Origin of the sequence: Mesorhizobium sp. LCM 4576 (assembly GCF_001854815.1) — a bacterium.
GTDB lineage: Bacteria > Pseudomonadota > Alphaproteobacteria > Rhizobiales > Rhizobiaceae > Mesorhizobium > Mesorhizobium plurifarium.
Genome location: NZ_MDDT01000009.1, coordinates 128,595 through 148,377, shown reverse-complemented (window position 1 = coordinate 148,377; position 19,783 = coordinate 128,595). Strand labels below are relative to the sequence as shown.

Here is a 19,783-nt window from a genome sequence, read left to right as displayed (position 1 = left end):
CCTGACCCGCCCGCCTGGGCCTGATCTTGCCCAACGGCAAACCCGGCCCGCCCAATTCAAGTCAGCTCGATGCGCGGGACGTGGGCATCGCATCGAAGCTTCAATCAGTGCCCGCCACGAAATGGGAGCCTAATATGAAGAAACATCTCTTGTCGGCGGTGGCGGCGGCCGCGCTTGTCGCCTTCGCGGGCAATGCCAGGGCGGACATCGTCATCGGCGTCGCCGGGCCGATCACCGGTCCGAACGCGGCTTTCGGCGCCCAGTTCCAGAAAGGCGCCGAGCAGGCCGCCGCCGACATCAATGCGGCCGGCGGCGTGCTCGGCCAGAAGATCAAGATCGAGATCGGCGACGATGTCTCCGATCCGAAGCAGGGCATTTCGGTCGCCAACAAATTCGTCGCGGACGGCGTGAAATATGTGGTCGGCCACTTCAACTCGGGCGTGTCGATCCCCGCCTCGGAAGTCTATGCCGAGAACGGCGTGCTCGAGATATCGCCGGCATCGACCAATCCGCAATACACCGAGCGCGGCCTGTGGAACACCTTCCGCACCTGCGGCCGCGACGACCAGCAAGGAAAGGTTGCCGGTGACTATATCGCCGCGAACTTCAAGGACGCCAAGATCGCCATCATCCACGACAAGACGCCCTACGGCCAGGGCCTCGTCGATGTCGCCAGGAAGGATCTGAACGCCGACGGCATCACCGAGGTGATGTATGAAGGCATCAATGTCGGCGACAAGGACTTCTCCGCGCTCATCGCCAAGATGAAGGCCGCGGGCGYCACGCTGATTTATTTCGGCGGCCTCCACACAGAGGCCGGCCTGATCATGCGCCAGTCGGYGGACCAGGGTCTGAAGGCGACGCTGTTTTCGGGCGACGGAATGGTCTCGAACGAGCTTGCCTCGATCGCCGGCGATTCGGTCATCGGCACCTTGAACACCTTCTCGCCGGACCCGCGCAAGAACCCCGCCGCCAAGGACATCGTCGAAAAGTTCCGTGCCGCTGGTTTCGAGCCGGAAGCCTACACGCTCTACTCTTACGCGGCGGTCCAGATCGTCGCCGCCGCGATCGACAAGACCGGCTCGGCCGACGACGCGCAGAAGGTCGGCGCGACCATCAAGGCAGGCGGCCCGTGGAAGACGGCGATCGGCGACATCGGCTATGACGAGAAGGGCGACATCACGCGTCCCGACTATGTCATCTACGAATGGAAGAAGGGCGCGGACGGCAAGCCGACATACGCCGAGAAGTAAACGCCGCCCACGCTTGCATATCTCAGGATGCCCGGATGAGCCGGGCGTCCTCGCCTCGATACGCCTGCCCGAGGTCATTGCGGCGACCGGGCCTCTGAGTTATTTTAGCAGTTTATTGGATACGCGACCTGCCTTGCCATCGCAGGCGCGTTTCCTTGCCGTCTTGGCAGATTGTGAAGTCTTTAACAGACCACGATGTCGCAAGCTGCGTTCTTGTGGYCGACGAGCAGTTAGGGATTTTGCCATGCTGCGGTGCTGCGCGCTGATTGCAGCCTTGATCCTCGTGGGCCTCACGACGGTGCAGGCGTGCGCCGATCGAAGGGTTGCCCTTGTCATCGGCAATTCCGAATACCGCGAGATCCCGGCCCTGAAGAATCCCGACAAGGATGCCGAGGACGTGTCGAACACCTTCCGGCTGGCCGGTTTCGACGTGTTCGTCGCCAAGGACCTGACGAAGCTCCAGTTCGAGAAGGAGTTCCGCAACTATCTCGCGGCGGCCGACGGCGCCGATCTGGCGGTCGTCTATTATTCGGGCCACGGCTTTCAGATTGGCGGCGAGAATTTCCTGATCCCGGTCGACGCGTCGCTCAAGGCTGCGGCCRACATCGAGGTCCAGGCGGTCAAGCTGGACGATGTCCTGCAGCAATTGCGCGCCAAATCGAAGATCCAGGTGATCATCCTCGACGCCTGCCGCAACAACCCGTTTCCGCGCAAGGACTACTGGCTGCGCGACCAGTTGATCGCGGCCGRCGGCACCGGCCTGGCGCAGGTGAAAAGTTCGTTGAACACGCTGATAGCGTTTGCCACCGAGCCGGGTGCGGTGGCCTATGACGRCTCCGGCGATCTCAGCCCGTTTTCATCCGCCTTCTCGCGCCGCGCGCTGGCGCCGAACCAGGAGATACGCTCGGTCATGGCGGCCGTGCRCCGCGACGTGGTCGAGGCCACCAAGGGGGCGCAGGTTCCGTGGGAGAATTCCTCGCTGATCGACGAGGTGGTGCTGATGCGTCGCGCCAACCGGCCGGCTTTGCCGCCGGTGCTGGAAAAGACCGTGCCGTCGGGCGTCGGGCCTGTCGTGCTCGACCTGCCGGTGCCGGTCGAGGTCGATGGCGGCGCGGTCACCGTCAGCATCGAACGACCGCCGGCGCTGGGGCGTCTGATCCTGGACGGCAAGCCRGTCGCGACAGGCGAGCCGATAGAGGGCAAGGATCTGCCGCGGCTCGCTATGGATGTGCCGAAGGGCGCCGACGCCGAGGACCAGGTCGACATGCTGGCCTACGCCACGCATGACGAGTGGGGCGGCGGATCGCAGGGTATTCTGGTGTTCCGGGTCAAGAATGGCGACGGTGCCGCGGGCAAGCAGCTCGTGGCCTCGCTGGAGTCCGACCAGAAGCAGGAGGTGGCGGAGCGCGGCATCCACATCGCCGGCGCCGCCGAGGCGATCGAGAACCGCGACGTCAAGATTCCCGTCGGTGTCGGCCCCGTGCCGCTGAAGCTGGATGTCCCGACCAAGGATCCGGGCGTCAGCCTGAAGCTCGCGAGTTATCCGGCGACCGGGACGCTGTCCCTTCCGGACCGGACCTTGTCGCCGCAATCGAGCCTGATGGCCAATGAAATCGATCAGCTGCGCTACGAACCGCAGATCGGCGCCGCAAAACCGTTGATCGTCGGCTTCGAGATCACGGCTGACAATACCTCGTCCAAGCCGGCGACGATGAAGCTCTCGCCAAGTGTCGATCCATGCGACACGCAGGCAGGCGAGCCCTTGGACCTGCAGGGCGTCGTCCCCGGCCTGTTGCCGAACGAGATCGGCGCCGGCGCGGTGGAGGCCTGTCGGACGGCGGTGAAGGCCTATCCCGATGTCGCCCGCTTCCACTACGAGCTCGGGCGCGCGCTGCTCGCCGCCGGCAAGGTCGACGAGGCGAAGAAAGCTATCCAGGACGCTGCCGACAAGGGACATGTCCGCGCGGTGTTCGAGCTTGGCTACATTGCCTCTTCAGGAATTGGGACGGCCGTTGATCCCAAGAAAGCCAATGGTTTCTACGCGAAGGCATCCGACAAGGGCGATCCCTATGGGATGACCGCCTGGGGCCGCGCTCTGTTCAACGGTCTTGGCGTCGAGCGAGATACCGGCAAGGGCCTGGACCTGCTGCTCAAGGCAGCGGCCATGGGTCATACATATGCCATGAACGATCTCGCCGCGATCTTCACCGAAGGTCGCAATGGCGTGCCCGCCGACCCGGCTCGCGCCGTTGCTTTTCTCAAGGCGGGCGTGGAACGCCAGGACATGTATTCGATGAACATTCTCGGCCGCAATTATCTCAGCGGGCGCGGCGTCGAGAAGGACACCAAGCAGGCGCAGGCGCTGTTCCAGAAGGCGATGGATCTTGGCCAGCCTTATGCGCCCGGCAGCCTTGCGCGCATGTACCGGGACGGCGATGGCGTGGACCGGAATCTTGCCGAGGCGCAGCGGCTGTTCGAACTGGCGACGGACCGTGGCGACTACTCGGCGGCATACGACCGCGCGGCCATCGAAATGCAGAAAGGCGACAAATCCGATCAGGTCGTCGCCGTCCGCTATCTGGCGTTTGCCGCCGGGCTCGACCTCCGCAACGAGTTGCCCGGCGCGCGCACCACGCTGGCGCAGTTTGGAGACAAGCCGAAGTCGGTTGCGCTCAAGCAACTGCGTTCCGAACTCAAATCGAAAATCCCGGCGGGCGGCTCGGTCGACGACCAACTGATCAAGACGGCCAGAGCGGTTTGGGAGCAAGCCAATCCGCGTCGGGACCTGTTCTGATCAACAAGGAGGCAATGGTGGGCAGGGCATTGAAGCAGGCGGTCATCGCAACATTCCTATCCTTTGCGGTTGCTGGGTGCACGACCATCGCGCCTAGGCTCGAACCGGCGCCGACAACGAAACATCGTACCAAGCACGTTCGCGTGACGACGACGCCGAAGGTGGTCAAGCAGAAGAAGGTGACCGCCAAGAAAGTGATCAAACCGGTCAAGAACGAAACCCCACCCACCATTGCGCCTCTGGGTGGCGGCGGCAATGGTGGTGGCGGTGGCGGCGGGTGGTGATAACGCCCCCGACCCCATGCTTTCCGATGCATGGCGATGGGGGTCGCTTTTCTGCAGCCCGACGTAACCGCTCGCCAAGCCGGGGCAAGTGCTCTATGCTCCGGCCACGTGCCGGTATCGAGATCGGGTTGTCCTGGCGGGGGCGTTCCATGTTCGAAGTCGCATTCTGGCGCAAAGCGCGAGCCGAGGCCGTAGCCTTTTGCCTGATCCTTGCCACGCTGCTGGTCCTCGGATCGCAGGCTGCGGGCGCCGCGCCGAACTGGACGCTCGATCCGTCCGCCTCGGTGCTCACCTACCAGTCGGTCAAGAAGAACACGATCGTCGAGACCAACAAGATCAGGAACATCACCGGCACGCTGAGTCCCGCCGGCGATGCGAAGATCAGCTTCGACCTCAATTCCGTCGATACCGGTGTCGACCTGCGCAACGTCCGCATGCGCTTCTTGTTCTTCGAGACATTCACCTATCCGACGGCCGAGGTGACGGCCAAGGTGGACCCGGCGGCGTTCGCCGACCTGCCGGCCAAGCGCCGGGTGAAGACGACCTTGCCGTTCCACCTCAACCTGCATGGCGTCAGCAAGGATCTCGAGGCGAGCGTCGTCGTCACCATGATCAGCGACACCCAGGTCTCCGTCGCCTCGGAAGCGCCCGTCGCTGTCCATGTCGAGGATTTCGGCCTCCTGCCCAACATCGACAAATTGCAGCAGGCCGCCAATGTGACCAACATCGTGCCGATCGCTTCGGTGTCCTTCGATTTCGTCTTCAACGCTGACGGCGGCAAGCCGGCCGCCGTGCAGACCGTTGCGGCCTCGACCGCCGAGGTCGGTCCCGTCGCCACCGATGCGGCGAAGGCCAATTTCAGCGACGAGGAGTGCCTCAACAGGTTTGCCGTGCTCTCGCGCACCGGCGCCATCTATTTCCGCCAGGCAAGCGCCMGGCTCGACGCGAAGAGTCGCCCGCTGCTGGCCGAGGTCGAAGGCGTCGTCGGCAAATGCCCGACCCTCAAGGTCGAGGTGTCCGGCTACACCGATTCCGACGGATCGCCCGAGGCGAACAAGGCGCTCTCTGAACGGCGGGCCAAGGCGGTCRCGGATGCGCTGATTGCCGACGGCGTTCCGCGCAACCAGCTGAGCTCCGCCGGCTATGGCGAGGACAAGCCGGTCGCCGCCAACGACACGCCCAAGAACAAGGCGCTCAACCGGCGGATCGAATTCTCCGCCACGAAGCTCGCCAACTGAGGTGGCGGTGAGTTCCGCTCCGATCGCCTTTTGCGGTGGCATGTTTCGCGCCGCTGGACTTGTGGCGCTGACCCTGCTCCTGACCTTGACGGCCGCGAGCGCCGAGCGGCGCGTCGCGCTGGTGCTCGGCAACTCGCAATATCAGCACGCGGCGGCCCTCGCCAATCCGGCGCGGGATGGGCAGGCCATGGCCGGGCGGCTCAAGGACCTCGGCTTCCAGGTGGTTTCCGGCTTCGACCTCACCAAGCAGCAGACGCAGGCTACCGTCGCGCAGTTCGCCAGAGAGGTGCGCGGCGCCGACATCGCGCTTTTCTTCTATGCCGGCCATGGCCTGCAGGTCTCCGGCAAGAACTATCTGCTGCCGGTCGATGCCGCGCTCGAGGACGAGACCTCGCTTGACTTCGAGGCCGTCTCGGTCGATTTCATCCTGCGCCAGATGTCGCGCGAGACCAGCATAAGGCTGGTGTTCCTTGACGCCTGCCGGGACAACCCGCTTGCCGACGTGCTGGCGAAGGCCACCGGCATCAAGGGCGCAAGCAGCGGCCTTGCCGAGATCCCGATCGAGAATGGCGGCGCCGGCACGCTGGTCGCTTTCGCCGCCAGCCCGAACCAGCTTGCCTATGACGGGTCGGGCGACCACTCGCCTTTCACCACGGCGCTGCTCCAGCATATCGGCGAATCCAACGTCTCCGTCACCGAAGCCATGAACAGGGTGACCAGCGACGTCTTCAAGGCGACCGCCGGCAAGCAGCGCCCCTGGATCAATGTCTCGCTGACCACCGAGGTCGTGCTGCACAAGGTCGACCTCAACGCGCCGCTGATCGTCGGCGAGGCGAACCCGCCGCAGGCCGAAGCCGGTTCCGGGACGCGCAACACCGGTGCGGCGCCCGGCCAGGCCGATGACCAGCTTGCGCTCAACGCGCTGCGGGAGAAGATCCCGAAGCTGGCGACGGATGGGCCGATCTTTTTCGATCGCCCGGTCAAGTTCGGCGACCCGGTGATCGACGGCAAGAGCATAGCCCAGTTGATCAAGAGTGAGCCGATTTTCAGCCCGGTCGAAGGCCTCGACAAATCGGTCTGGCAGGGCAAGCACTGCGACGGCTGTCACGAGTGGAATGAGACCCGCCTCTGCGAGCAGGCGAAGAATTTCGCCGCCAATGACGTTTCCGTCCTGCGCCTGCAGCATCCGCTCGGCACCCGATTCAAGGTCGCGCTCGCCCGGTGGGCGCAAGGCGGCTGCAAATGATTGCTGAACTGCTCTAATACGCGTCGACCGATGGTCGTTGCGCCTCGATCTTCACCATCTGGATGCCCATTTCGACGAAGGCGGAAAGCACGTCAAAGYGATCCGCGGTCGAGACACGGGCCAGCCCCGCCAGGATCCCGGCGTTGACGGCGTGGGCGGCGGGAAATCCGGTCGATAGCATGTCGAAGGCCGGGTCGCGCCACGCTGCCGACAGCGCGATCCATGCGGCCGGCGTCGCCGGCGACGGATCGACGGCGCTGCTCAGCGCCGCGCGATGGCGAGGATTGCCGGGTTCGCCCACCCAGTCATTGACGAGCGCCAGCAATTCGAGATCCCCTTCGGCAAGGAGCTCGGCGAGATTGCTCAGGCATTCATGCCCCCACCAGACCGCGGCGCGCTCGGGCAGGAGATAGGCGCAGAACGTGACGGCTTCCTCCGGCACGCGCCCGGCGAGCAAARCGCGGCAGAATTCCAGCGGGGGTTGGGCGGCGGCCGGCGATTTCATGTCCCGGGCGATCGCGGGACAGGCAAGAAACAGATCCCTCGCCGTTCTGTATCCGAGTTCATTGGCCATGGCCGCCACACCCCGAGCACCGGCAGAACAACACTCAAGCCCGCGGCTGAGTGCCGGTCAAGCCTCCCCCTTTATCAGGCGGAAGCCACTGGCAACGTGCGCTTGTTCACAGACAATCGTTTCGGGATTTGATATAGTGCGCGCCAGCGAAAACCCGTTCAAACAGGCCCGTTCTAACAGGAGTGACGGTCATGCGGTGGGGCAGCTCAGCCTTGGCATTGGCGGCCGTGCTTTTTTCAACGCAYGTTTACGCCGATCCGCTTCAGAAATCGGAAGACATCGTGAAATTCTTCGCCGGCCAAGGCAATCTTGGCGCCTCGCGCGGCATCTGCGTCGGCACCGAGGAAGAGTGCAAGAGCAAGGCCGAGAAGAACGAGGCGCCGCCTCAGAAGGCCGGCCTCGACATGATGATCAATTTTGCCCTGGATTCGGCCCAGCTCGACCAGACCGCGCGCACGGAGCTGGACGAGTTTGCCAAGGCGCTGAAGGACAATAGGCTGAGCACGTTCAGCTTCGTCGTCGAAGGCCACACCGATGCGACAGGCACGGATCGCTACAATCAGGACCTGTCGCAGCGACKGGCGCAATCGGTGGCCGCCTTCCTCGAAGCCAACGGCGTTGAATCGGCGCGGCTCGAAGCGATAGGCCTCGGCAAGTCGCACCCGCGCGTCGCCAACCCCTACGACCCGGTCAACCGCCGGGTGGAAATGCGGATCCGGACGGAATAGGCCGCCGGCCGGCTCATTGCGACGCAACGGACGGCAGCGCTCCCTACGGGGCTAGCCAGGCTCCAGCGTGTCCTGGATGGAGCCTATCAGCGCAGTGATCGCCTGCTTGTATTTTTCGAATTCCGGCGAGGTCTGCCGGACTTCGGTCGTGGTCGTCGTCGGCTGGCCCTGATCGGTCACCACGCGCGGCGCTTTCTGCCCCATCTTCCGCTCGGCCCAATCGACGACGTAACTGGCGGTCTTGCCAGTGAGGAACGGGTTGGCCTGGATGACGGCCGACCCGAGCACCGCGCTCAACTGCGTCGAGCCGGGGGCCGCCAGAACCTGGGCAGCGCCTTCCATGCCGAGGAAATGGCAAAGATAGAGGCGGCCGGCAGTAATCTGGTGGCCGCRGGCGCGCAGATAGGCCTCGCCCTCGCGCGCCAGGTTGCGCACCATTTCGCGCGACAGCGTCGCGTCGTAGCGAAGCGCAAGCAGGTCGGCCGTCGACAGCGAGCGGGCGAGGTCGGGCCGATAGGTGTTCATCATCCGGATCCAGGTCTTGGAGATGAACTGGCCGGCGCCGGTCGCCGAGGAAAGCGGGTTCTTGGCCCGCGCGCTGCCGCCGCTTTCGACATGCACGATCCGGTCCGTCAGCGTTTCGACGGCGGTATCGCCGGAACCGCCGGAACTGACGGCAACGGCGGTAGCCACCGTGGTGACCGTCCCCAGCGGGTCGATCGCCTCGCCATTCTGGTAGAGTTCGAAATGCAGATGCGGACCGGTCGAAAGCCCGGTGGTGCCGATATAGCCGATGACGTCRCCGGCCTTCACCTTGGTGCCGACGCCGCTGGCGATGGCGAATTTCTGCATATGCGCGTAACGCGTCTCGCGGCCGTTGGCATGCGTGATCTTCACCAGATTGCCGTAGCTGCCGCCATCGCCCTGGAAAGAGATCTCGCCGTCGAAGGCGGCCATGATCGGCGTGCCGACCGGCGCCGCCCAGTCGACGCCCTTGTGGATACGGACCGTGCCGAGGATCGGATGCTTGCGCGGGCCGAAGGTGGAGGTCATCACCCCGGCGACCGGCGTGACCATGCCGTTGGTGACGGTGAGCGAGCGCACCTGGTCGTCGCCGGTCACGCAGGCATACTGGCCGTCGCTCTGCTGGAAGACGAAACAGTCGAGGCTCCTGTCCGCGCCCTGGACGCCGACATAGAGCACCCGCCCGGAGATCTCGCCTTGGCCGCGCGGCGTCTGCGAATAGATCAGCACCAGGCGCTGGTCCTCGCTGGCGAAGGCGTCGAGGTCCTGCCCCCGCGACAGATACATGATCGCCTCGCCGATGACGCTGGTCGGCACCTTGTTGCGCGCCRCCGTCGAATAGATCGCGTCGAGCAGGCGGTACTGACGCTTGGGCCCGCCCTGGTCGGAAGCGCCGGAATAGTTGAACAGATCCTCGCGCACCCAGGGGTCGACGCCCGACACGAAGGCCCCGGCCGCATTGCGCGTCAGCGTGCCGACATAGACGTTCCTCGCATAGACGGAGACCTGCATCAGCGACATGGTCGTCGTCTCGCGGTTCGGCCGGAACCCGCGCATGGCCACGACAAAGCCGGYCTCCAGCCTGTCGCGGTTGAACAGCGTCTTCAGCGCCTCGCCCGCAAGCTTCGCGTCGTCGGCGGAGAAATGCGCATCGAGCGCCACGCTGTCCAGGCTGCGGTCGTTGAGGATCTTCACGAAGGTGTCTTCGGTCGCCTCGAAGCGCTGATATTCGCTGGTGACGGTCGCGACGGTCGTGTTGTTCTCGATCGCGGTTTTCTTGAAGGCCGGCAGTGCCGCTTCCCCCTGGTCGATAGTCTCGCCCCACCCGGCCTCGGGGTCGTCGGCGTCGGCCTTGGGCGCCGAGCCGGCGTCGCTCTCGTCCGGCGCCGCCTGGAGGTCGTTCGCCAGATCGCCTTGCGGATCGCCCTGTTGATCGCTCGGCGCCGCGGCGGGGGTGGGCGGGGCCGGCTGGCGGTCGTCGGGCGCCGTTGTCGAAGGTTTCGGAGCGGCTTGCCGCTGCGCCTGGAAGAAGGCGAAATCCTCCTGCGTCGACGGGATCGTCGTCATGAACTTTTCGCTGGCGCTCAGCATCACGTCGGAGAGGATTTCGATCTGCGGCGAAGCRCCTGAACTGTCGAGCTCGGCCGGACGCGCGACGGTCTTGCCCTTCGTTGCGGTGTCGGCATCGGGCGCCAGCGTGATCCACATCGGATYGCCGGCCAGATCGATGATCGCCGGCACATAGACCGAGGCGTCGGGGGGCACGTCTTCCATGCCCTCGACCGGATGCAGCTCTTCATCTTCGTCGCCGAACGACCAATAGTCCTTGGTCAGGTAGAAGYCGGTGGCTAAAGCGACGACGGCGAGCGTTGCGGCCCCTGCAAGGATTCCGCGCCAGAGCTTGCGCCGGYGCTCGGCCAAGCGCGCCAGCTTCTTCTGTTTGAAGCTCGTGTCGATCGCGTGCGTCACGGGCTGTTTCCGGTCAGGAAATAGGTCCAGCGCACCTRCTCGAGCGTATCGACCTCGACGAAGCGCGCCGCGATATGGCCGCGCTGCCAGCACTCCTCGATGCCGCGGATCGAGAAGCGCCGCCGGTCGATGCACATCTCGGTCGTCCCGTTGAGGATCGCGTGGCCGAAGACGTCCGTCGCGTAGAGATAGATGTAGCGGTTGGTCAGCTCCTCGCGGATGACATTGACGCACTGGTTGGCGCCGATCGTCCACCAGCCGTCCGTCTGGTCGGCATTGTCGACCTTCTGTCCCACCGCGAGATTGACGACGTCGAGCGTCTGGTTGCAGACGGTGAATTCGGCATGCGCCTTGCCCGGCGAAAGGATCGAGAGGAGCGCCGCGCCGAGCAGCGCCGCAAGCGTCATGCGGCCCGGCAAGAGTGAGCGAAGCCAGTTACGCTGCTTGCGTGGCGAGGGCTGGTACAGGGAGCGCAGGGTGCGAAAGTCCATCGGCGTTCATGCTATCCGCCAAGCCGGAAATAGGTGGCCGTGGCCGAGAACTGCGATCCGCCGGCCTCGATCTCCTCGAGGATTTTTGGCAACAGCTCCGAGGCCGGCGTCGGCCTGGAGAACATCGCGGCCTGGATGTCCTTGGGCCCGGTGATCACCAGCATGATCTGCGGCACCGCCTTGCCGGCCGCCTTGTCCGCGGCGGCGAGGCCGATCGGGATGTTGAAGGTCACCTTGTCGGTCTGCGGCACCATGCGATCGTCGAGGTTGAAGGCGACGCCCTTGTGGTCGATCAGCATGATGTTCGAGACGAGCCCACCGCCAGTATAGAGCGCGCCGCTGACCGGCGAGCCGTCCGGGACCGATGTCCGGTCCAGCACAAGCTGCGGCTTCGCGGCCGAGCTCCGGTCGAGGAAGCGCAGGAAAGTGGGCACGCCGCACTGGGAGAGCGTGATGAGGCGCACGCTGATGTCCGGCTCGACATGGAACCTGGACTGGAAATCGCTGAGCAATTGCTCGAAGGGCTGGACCACCGTTCCGTAGCCCTCGATCGTGGGGGCGGCGCCGGGTCCCGACGTCACGTTCGCGTAGAAACAGCTGCCGCCGCTGAAATCGCGCACCCAGGAGCGCTGGTCGTTCCACTTGGCCATATCATCTTCCGGTGTCGGAACCGCTGGCTTTGRCACATTGATGGCGACATCGATGTCGGGCTGCTTGGCCGCCGGTGTTTGCGGTTGTTGCGCCGGTTCTACCGGTGTTTCCGGCTGGCTGGCTGTCGGGGTCTGCGCCTTCGGCTCGGCCGGCGGAGGGGTTGRCTGCGCCGCCGCCTGGTTTTGCGAGGTCGGCGGCGGGGACGCGTTCGGCTTGGGCAGCTTGGAAAGCATGTCCACGAGGTCTTTCACGCTGGGCTTGGCCGCCGGCGGATTTGCCTCTTGTGTGGACTTGTTCTCAGCCGCCTGGCTCGGCTCCGGCGTCTTGGCCGCCGGCTCGCTCGGCGGCTGCGCCGGCGGGCTTTCCGCGGCCGTTGGCGCGGGAGCCGGCGCAGCCGTTGACGACTGTTGTGCCGAGGGTTGCACCGGTTTGGTCTCGACCTGCGGGAGACGCGCCTGGCTGTTGGTCTCGCTCTCCGGCTGGGTGGCTGGCGGCGCCGGTTGCTCGACGGGCGTCTTAGCCTCCGCATTGGATTGGGCGGGCGGCTTCGCCGTATCAGGTTTCGGCGCCTCCGGCTGAGGCGCGACCGGCGCTTGCGGCTGTGGTTTCTGCGCCTCCGGCTGCTGCGCTTCGGCCACTGGTTTGGCGGCTTCGGCGACCGGCTTCGGCGTCAGCGGCTTGGATGTTTCCGCCACTGGGGTGGGCGCCAGGGCGCCGCTGAAATAGAGGCCGCCTGCCGCCACGACAGCGAGCGCCGCGACGCCGCCGGCGATGGCCGGCATCCGCGAAGCCTTTTTGGGCGCAGCCGGTGCGGGCGCGCTGGGGGGAGCGGCAGGTGGCGCGGGTCGTTGCTCTGATAGATATGCCGGGCGCACATGCTCGACGAAGCGCGGCTCGCCGGGAGGCGCCGGAGGCTGGGGCTTCGGGTCCGGCGGCGCCGTCCAGCCGGCCCGCGGCAGGCCCGAACGTTCGCGCGCGCCGAACGGCACCGGCGGCGGCAATGTCGGCTCGAGATCCTCGCCGCGCGTCGCCCGGGCGATCTCGGCCATGCTCGCCGGCCGGTCGCGCGGATCCGGTTGCAGCATGGCTTCGAGGAGCTCGCGGAAATCGGGATCGATATCCGACAGGTCCGGCACGGTCCGGCGTTTCTCGATGACGTCATATTGCGACCCGCTCATGTCGAGCGGCTTTCCGCGCAGCGCCGCAGCGAGCACCAGCCCGAGGCTGTAAATATCGGATTGCTCGCTGACCTCGCCGCCATAGAGGCCGAGCTGTTCCGGCGAAACGTAATTGTATTTGCCGGCGAATTTGCCGCCGATCAGCGTCTCGCCGCCGACGGTGGCCGACCGGGCGATGCCGAAATCGATGATCTTCGCGCGCTCGACCCGGCCGCCGGGCAGGATGATGTTGTCCGGCGAGAGGTCGCGGTGCACGGCGCCCGCCTGGTGCACCGCGGCGAGGCCCGATGCGAGCCGATGGCACAGCCGGCGCACGTCCTCCCCCGGCATGGGCCCGCGCCGCATGACGTCGAACAGCGATTGGCCGTCCACGAACTCCATCGCGAGATAGGGGCGGCCGATACCCGTATCGATTGTGAACACGTGGTAGCGCACCACCGCGTCGTGCGACAAATGATTGAGGATCGACGCTTCCTTGCGGAACAGCGACAGGATTGTCTGGTCGCGGGCGAATTCGGGCAGCACGATCTTGATCGCCACATGGTCGCCGGTCTGGATGTTGTGGYCGCGATAGACTTCGCCCATGCCGCCCGACGCGATCCTCTCGTCGAGCTCGTAGATGCCGCTGAGCTGGGTGCCGACGCYGGCATAGGTGACGTTCGCCGCTATCCGTGTCTTGTCGTCGTCGCTCATCTGGCCAGGCCCTCCACTGCGGACCGATCCGAATGGTGCGCGCCGCTATGCCCGCTGCCGATCTTCACGAGTACGATGGTCACATTGTCGGTGCCGCCGCGCGCCAGCACCATGTCCAAGAGGGCCTGGCAGGCCGCCCGCGGCGTGGCGGACCTCACTGCGGCCTCGATCTCGGCGTCGCTGACATGCGCGGTCAGTCCGTCGGTGCCCAGCACGAAGACGTCGCCCGCCATCAGCTCGCCCTGCTGGAAATCGATCTCGAGTTCGTCGCTGACGCCGACCGCATGGGTGATCACGTTGCGGCGCGGCCAGGTCAGCGCTTCCTCCGCGCTGATCATGCCGCGGTCGAGCAGTTCCTGCACCTCGGTGTGGTCCTTCGAGACCTGGAAGATCGAGCCGTTGCGGACAAGGTAGATGCGGCTGTCGCCGGCCCACAGGCAGGCGAAGCGCCCATCCATGGCAAGCAGGGCCGCGAAAGTGGAGCCGATAGTGATGCCGCGCGAGCGCGATATGTCGCGGATCTCGGCGTTGGCGCGGCTGAGCCGGTCCTCGAAGCGGGCGCGGAGGTCCGGCGCCGAACTCGCAATGCCGATTGTCGCGAGGTGATCGACGATACTGGCCGAGGCGACTTCGCCGGCCTCATGCCCGCCCATGCCGTCGRCCACCACCCAGAGCCCGGTCTGCGGTTCGATGAGGTAGTTGTCCTCGTTGTGGTCGCGCACGCAGCCCTGGTGGCTGACGCCGAAGCTGTCGATGGGGAGGGCGACAGTGCTCAATTTGCCACCAAGCGCTCAGCGAGCGTCCTCTGTGACCGGCCATGGGCCGTGTGCCCAAGCCACTCTGCCACAAGCGTGTACATTAGAGTATCGAAATGAAGGCGCGATCCAGCCATGTCAGAACGCCTTCGGACAGCTGAAGCCGGACAAGGCCGGCAGCAGCAAGGGATTGGCCCCCGAGCCGGCCTGGATCGTGTAGGCGACATCGCGTCCGCCGATCACGAAACGCGCCTCGATGTTGGCGCCGTCGCCGGTGATGGTCGCCTTGTCGAACAGTCGCTTCAACGCCCACGGTCCTTCGAATTTGAGCTCGGACTCGCGTCCAGGCATTTCCGGCACGAGGCTGAGGCTCGCCGACCCGGAAGCGGCGCCGCTCGGCCATGTCACGATGCTCGGCGCGTTGCYGGTCTGGGCGCTCTGGACCGTCTGCCCGTCGACGTCGAGCACGGCGCTGTCGACTTCACTGTTCATCGAGGTGGGGGTGATGGTGATCGAGACCGAGGGCACCGAACCGCCGGAAGGGAAGAAGGCGTTGCGGATTTCCGCGGCCGCCTGGAACGCCTTCAAGGTCGATTTTGCAAGGTCCTTGCTGGAACGCGCATCCTGTTTCCAGGTCCATTCCTGGCCGGTCATGTCGATCAGCGGCGCAAGGTTCTGTGCGAAGAAGCGGTCCATCAGGCCGCCCGGCGCGAACAGCTTGGTGAAATCCGCCATCGAGATCTCGTCGGCGCCGTCGCGGGTGAAGGGATAGCGGCCGTTGACGGCCTCCTCGCAGGCGCGCGTCACCGTCTGGTCGAGGCTCTGGTTGAGGTTGGCGACTGAAGCCTCGGCGACATTGCCTTCGAATTCGTCGGCCGCCGCGTTGACCATGCGCGCCAGCGGCTTGGGCAGGCGCGAGACATTGGCGCGCAATGTCGAGATCTGGAGCTGCAGATTGGCGTTGACGCGTTCGGTCTGCGTGGGGACATCGGCCGCGAGCTTCAGGCTCTGGAAGATGTCGTGGAAGTTCTGCGTCAGCGCATCGAGCGGCCGGCGCCCGGCGGCTCCGCCGACCAGCGCCTGGAACGAACGGAACTGCGCCTCGACGCTCGCGCCGRCATTCTGCGCAACGGCCGGGCTTGCGCCGGCGCGGCTTTGCGACTTCCCCCCGGCGACCTGCAGGCCGATGCGGGCGAGGCCCTTGGCCATGCCRGCTGGATCCTGCTGCGCCATGCCGGTGTCGCCCTCGGCGGTGCTGTCCTTCGTCAATGCGGTCTCATCGGCGATTGCGGTGAAGAGCTGGTCGAGAGGTGAGTCCGGCGCGGCGACGGCGGAGAGCGCGAGATATTGCGGCTTGTCCTTCAGCATCGCCTTGAGCTTCAATTGGTCGAGCGCGCCGTTCCAGGCGGCGGCGAATTCCTTGCCGTAACGGTCGATGAGTTCGGGACCGAGCTTGGGCAGGTCCTGGTCGATGCCGCCCTGCTCACCGCCGCCGCCGAGCACCCATTGGTCGTCGACGAGCATCTGCGCGATGCGCGAGAGCTGCGGCAGGAAGAAGCGGTTGAACCCGGCGCGTGTATAAAGGCCGGGGACCTGAAGATCGGCAAGTTCGCTGCCGTCCGTGCGCTCGAACAGCAGCTGCGCTTCCGGACCGGCTTTCGCGGCGATGGAGAAATCCTGCAGCCTTGCCGCGTAGACCGCCGACTTGATCTGCGCCGAGGCGCGGTCGGCGAGGCTCATGCGTCCGAGCGAGCGCTGCGCGGCCTCGACCAGCGGCTGGTTGAGCGCGAAGGTTGGATCGTAGGCGTCGTCGAGCGAAAGCATCGCGCGCAGGTGCTTTTCGAGTTGTGCGCGGCCCTCGCGGTTGTTCTCGCCGGGGTAGCGGTTCTCTTCCCAGTCCTGCTTCATCCACGAGACGATCAGCTCGTCATCGACCTTCGGCGCCTTGCCGCCCAGCATCAGGTAGATCTTCAGTGGCTCGTAGAGCGCGATCGGATCGGCCATCCTGGCCTGGATCGTCCGCTCCGCCTGCACCAGCAGCCGCGAGCGGAAGGTCCGCTCCAGTGCCTGCCGGTAGGCGGTCTTGGAGGCCGACAGCAGCCGCGCGCGCTGGCTGAGCCCGAACGTCTCCTCGATCGGCTTTGCCTGGTCGCCATTTTCGAAACCGGCCGGCAGGTTGCGCAACTGGTCGAGCGGACCGATGACGTTTTCGAGGTCGACGTCGGTCACCGTGGTGCTCTTGAGCAGCGCATCGGCGCTGTCACGATAATGCGCCACGGCTTGCCTTGTGGAGGCGATCAGCTCTCTGTTGGCGAAGAAGCTGAGGCCCAGCGCGCCGAGTGCCGCCAAGGCCGCCAGCGCGATCGCGGCCAGGCCGCCGAACCTGGCCAGCCTGGCGCGCCGTTCGGCGGCCCGGTCGAACGACACCCAGCCCGATTCCGGGAAGATCACCTTGGTCAGCAGGTCATGCAGGAAGAAGCTCTTGCCGGCGCCGGAAAGATGCGCTTGCGAAGCACTGCCGAAACTGCGGCCGATCGCGCCAAGCACCTGGTCGAAAGGCGTCCCTTCCTGGKTGCCCGACGAGAAATAGAGCCCGCGCAGGCTGACATTGACCTGTGACCGCGAGGYATCGAACAGGCTGCCGATAAATTGGGTTATCCGGTTCCTCAGCGCGCCGAACTGTGCCGGAAAACCGAACAGCGCGATCCGCGCTACAGGGTCGGTCTCTTCCTGCAGGCGGTCGGCGACGTCTTCGGCGAGCCGCTTGGCYAGTCCGTCGAATTCTGCCGGCGCGTCGCCCGTCATGTTTTTGGTGCGGTCGRCCGTCTGGAATGTCGCGCCCCACACCTTGCGCCTGCGCGTCTCGTCAAGGTTGCCGAAATAATCCATGAAGCCGGTGACGAGATCGGCCTTGGTGAAGAGCAGATAGACCGGGAACTGGATCTTCAGCGTCTCGTGCAGTTCGCGCAGGCGGCTCCTGATCTCGCTGACATGCGCGTCGAGCTGCCGGTCGTCGAAGCCGACCAGGTCGGCAAGGCTGATGGCGAGGATGACGCCGTTGATCGGTTGCCGGGTGCGCTGTTTCTTGAGCAGCCCCAGGAAGGCGAGCCAGCTCGCTCTGTCGCGCTCGCGGTCCGATTCCTGCGTCGTATAGCGGCCGGCCGTATCGATCAGCACCGCCTCGTCGGTGAACCACCAGTCGCAGGACCGCGTGCCGCCGACGCCGGCCACCGGCTGCGCGCTGCCGGAGCCGGCAAGYGGGAATTTCAGCCCGGAATTGACCAGCGCCGTCGTCTTGCCGGCGCCGGGCGGGCCGATGATGATGTACCAGGGGATGTCATAGAGGAAATTGCGCTTGCCGCTCATCCGCTTCAGCGTCGCGATCGCTTCGCCCATGCGCGCTTCGAGCACCTGTGAATCGTCGTCGCGCTCGTCGCTGCGCGCGATGGCCGTTTCGAGCGCCTTTTGCGCCTTGCGGCGCTGCCAGAATCGGATCCCGTAGAACAGCGCGAGCACCGCGACGCTGACGCCGATGATCGTGGCCCTGAGCCACACGGGACCAAGCGGGTGCGTGTCTTCAAAGCGGATCAGCGGCCCGGCATACCAGACCGCCGCCGAGAAACCGGCAAGCGCAGCCAGGCTGAAGATCCGCAGCAGCCAGCGCATCAGTCGCCGTTCTCCGCCACGCCGGTCTGCAAACTCTCCTGTTTCGGAACCATCACGTCGACGCGGCGGTTCCTGGCGCGGCCGTCGGCCGTGCCGTTGTCGGCGATCGGTTCGTCCTCGCCCTTGCCGTCGGCACTGAGCCGCGTCGGGTCCTTCAATTGCTTGGCCATCAATGCCTGGACGGCTTTGGCGCGGGCGACGGAAAGGTCGAAATTCGATTTGAACTGGCTCGACTTCTTCGGCTTCACATTGTCGGTATGGCCGATGATGTTGATCGGTCCGGGTTCGGCGTCGAGCGCGGTGGCGATGTCGGCGGCGACTGGCTTGAACTGAGCCTTCAACTCTGCCTGGCCGGAGGCGAACAAGAGCTGGTTGTTGATCTCGACGACGATGAATTCGCCTTTCTCGCCGACGCTCAGTCCGCCGCCGGCGATCTCCTTGGCAAGTGCGGCGCGGATGCGATCGATCTGGGTGGTATCTGGAACCACGGGCGGTGGCGGGCTGGCTTGCGCCGGCTCAGTGGGCGCCACGCTGGCGCGCTCGATGGTGACGGGCGTCGAGGGATTGAGCGCCAGCAACTCGCCGGCGGTAGCGTCGCCTTCGTCGGTGATGAGCACCCGCAGTCCGAAGAAGGCTGCCGTCACCAGCGTCGCCGCGGCGGCCGCGACCGCCCAGAGCGGCAGCCGCRCCCTCGGCTTCGGCAACGCCGCCGCCATGCCTTGCCAGCGCGGCGAGATGTCGTCGCCGGCGCGCGGCTTGAAGTAGCGCAGCGTGTCGTAGACATCGCGCCGGACGCGTTCGAGCGTGTTTCGTTGTTGGGCCAGACCCCGATACTGGCCCTCGAAACCCAGCGACAGGCAGGCATGCATCAGTTCGAGCAGGTCGTAATGCGCTTCCGGCCTGGCGAGGATGTTGTTCAGCGCTTCGTAGAAGCCGGCGCCCGTCGGTTGGGTGTGGAAGAACCGGGTCACCAGGCTGTGCGGTAGCCAGCTGTCCTTGCTTGGCCAGGGCAGGTTGCCGACGAGGTCGTCGGCGGTTTCGCAAAGGGCGAATTTGGCGATCCGCGCATCTTCCTCGGCCACGCCGGCTTTGGCGATCGCACGGTCGAAACTCTCGATCGCGTCGGCGATATGCTCGGCCAAGGGCGCGGCTTGCCGTTCGACCGGYATCAGCCGCAACTGGCCGAAGAGCATCAGCAGCGGCGCCGCAGCGGCGAGGATTGGATTGGCCGCGGCGTATCGCACGCCATTGGCCGCGTCGATCAGGGCATTCTGCGGCAGCCCCGGCGCCGCATTTGYGGCCGCTCCGGGACTTGGCCCCTGAAAGAGCACGGTTCCGGACGACCAGCCGGTTGGCATCTGCCGGCCGCCGCCGGGGTCGAACACTGTCGCTTCGCGGGCAGGGGATGGAGCAGGCCGTGYGCTTTCCGGGCCGGAATTCGCGGCAGCCGCAAGCGGCTTCTGCTTCGGCCGTGGCGCGCGGATGACGGTCTTGTCCGCCGGCCTGGAAGGATCGTCTTTCGAGCTCATCGGCGGCGCCCCACCGTCGCGGCGCGACGAACATGCCTTCGCCGGAGGAAACTTGCTTCAGGCTGAGCCTCGGCGGCGGGCCGCATGGAAAGGCTCATCTCGCCGAAACATGACATTGCTGCACACGCCCCAAGCCGCGCCGCTTTGCCCGCCGGGCAAGCGTCCATGCGCATTCTAGTCGCCCGGATACCCAATTGAAACGGGGCCGCC

The 19,783-nt window shown here is 65.7% G+C and carries 13 protein-coding genes; 6 read left to right on the top strand and 7 right to left on the bottom strand.

All coding sequences use genetic code 11. The features are described 5' to 3' along the window. Nucleotides 1-134: 134 nt before the first annotated feature. The 5 genes from LCM4576_RS04505 to LCM4576_RS04485 all read left to right on the top strand — a co-directional run bounded on the left by LCM4576_RS04505 (nt 135) and on the right by LCM4576_RS04485 (nt 6,815). Complete coding sequence (locus LCM4576_RS04505; RefSeq protein ID WP_071030726.1) at nt 135-1,253, top strand: branched-chain amino acid ABC transporter substrate-binding protein; 1,119 nt, start codon at nt 135-137, stop codon at nt 1,251-1,253. Between the two features lie 244 nt (nt 1,254-1,497). Then, nucleotides 1,498-4,047: a caspase family protein gene (locus tag LCM4576_RS04500; RefSeq protein ID WP_071030725.1), complete on the top strand. Its 2,550-nt coding sequence runs from the start codon at nt 1,498-1,500 to the stop codon at nt 4,045-4,047. A 17-nt stretch (nt 4,048-4,064) separates the two neighbouring features. Continuing rightward, nucleotides 4,065-4,331, top strand: coding sequence for a hypothetical protein (locus LCM4576_RS04495; protein ID WP_244510630.1), 267 nt, complete (start codon nt 4,065-4,067; stop codon nt 4,329-4,331). Nucleotides 4,332-4,480: 149 nt separating this feature from the next. Further along, a complete protein-coding gene (locus LCM4576_RS04490; protein ID WP_071030724.1) occupies nt 4,481-5,569 on the top strand; it encodes an OmpA family protein in 1,089 nt (362 codons plus the stop codon). 7 nt (nt 5,570-5,576) lie between these two features. After that, on the top strand, nt 5,577-6,815 hold the full coding sequence (locus tag LCM4576_RS04485) for a caspase domain-containing protein (protein WP_244508465.1): 1,239 nt from the start codon (nt 5,577-5,579) through the stop codon (nt 6,813-6,815). A 13-nt stretch (nt 6,816-6,828) separates the two neighbouring features. Here the strand turns inward: LCM4576_RS04485 and LCM4576_RS04480 are convergent, their stop codons facing one another. Beyond that, nucleotides 6,829-7,389 (bottom strand): DUF6931 family protein, encoded by a 561-nt coding sequence (locus LCM4576_RS04480; protein ID WP_244510636.1) that lies wholly within the window; start codon nt 7,387-7,389, stop codon nt 6,829-6,831. Between the two features lie 191 nt (nt 7,390-7,580). Here LCM4576_RS04480 and LCM4576_RS04475 point away from each other — a divergent pair, with 191 nt between their 5' ends. Continuing rightward, nucleotides 7,581-8,117, top strand: coding sequence for an OmpA family protein (locus tag LCM4576_RS04475; protein ID WP_071030722.1), 537 nt, complete (start codon nt 7,581-7,583; stop codon nt 8,115-8,117). Between the two features lie 51 nt (nt 8,118-8,168). Here the strand turns inward: LCM4576_RS04475 and LCM4576_RS04470 are convergent, their stop codons facing one another. The 6 genes from LCM4576_RS04470 to tssL all read right to left on the bottom strand — a co-directional run bounded on the left by LCM4576_RS04470 (nt 8,169) and on the right by tssL (nt 19,573). Then, nucleotides 8,169-10,610, bottom strand: a complete 2,442-nt coding sequence (locus LCM4576_RS04470; RefSeq protein ID WP_071030721.1) for a M23 family metallopeptidase — start codon at nt 10,608-10,610, stop codon at nt 8,169-8,171. Then, a complete protein-coding gene (locus LCM4576_RS04465; protein ID WP_083361302.1) occupies nt 10,607-11,101 on the bottom strand; it encodes a DUF1036 domain-containing protein in 495 nt (164 codons plus the stop codon). The genes LCM4576_RS04470 and LCM4576_RS04465 overlap by 4 nt, the downstream gene beginning before the upstream one ends. Nucleotides 11,102-11,112: 11 nt before the next feature. Continuing rightward, nucleotides 11,113-13,623 (bottom strand): serine/threonine-protein kinase, encoded by a 2,511-nt coding sequence (locus tag LCM4576_RS04460; protein WP_071030719.1) that lies wholly within the window; start codon nt 13,621-13,623, stop codon nt 11,113-11,115. Beyond that, a complete protein-coding gene (locus LCM4576_RS04455) occupies nt 13,620-14,399 on the bottom strand; it encodes a PP2C family serine/threonine-protein phosphatase (RefSeq protein ID WP_071030718.1) in 780 nt (259 codons plus the stop codon). Before LCM4576_RS04455 ends, LCM4576_RS04460 begins: the two co-directional genes overlap by 4 nt. Nucleotides 14,400-14,516: 117 nt before the next feature. Continuing rightward, the gene (tssM, locus tag LCM4576_RS04450) at nt 14,517-18,044 is read right to left on the bottom strand and encodes a type VI secretion system membrane subunit TssM (protein WP_198540204.1); all 3,528 of its coding nucleotides are present in this window, start codon (nt 18,042-18,044) and stop codon (nt 14,517-14,519) included. Then, complete coding sequence (gene tssL / locus LCM4576_RS04445; protein WP_071030716.1) at nt 18,044-19,573, bottom strand: type VI secretion system protein TssL, long form; 1,530 nt, start codon at nt 19,571-19,573, stop codon at nt 18,044-18,046. The genes tssM and tssL overlap by 1 nt, the downstream gene beginning before the upstream one ends. Nucleotides 19,574-19,783: the final 210 nt, after the last annotated feature.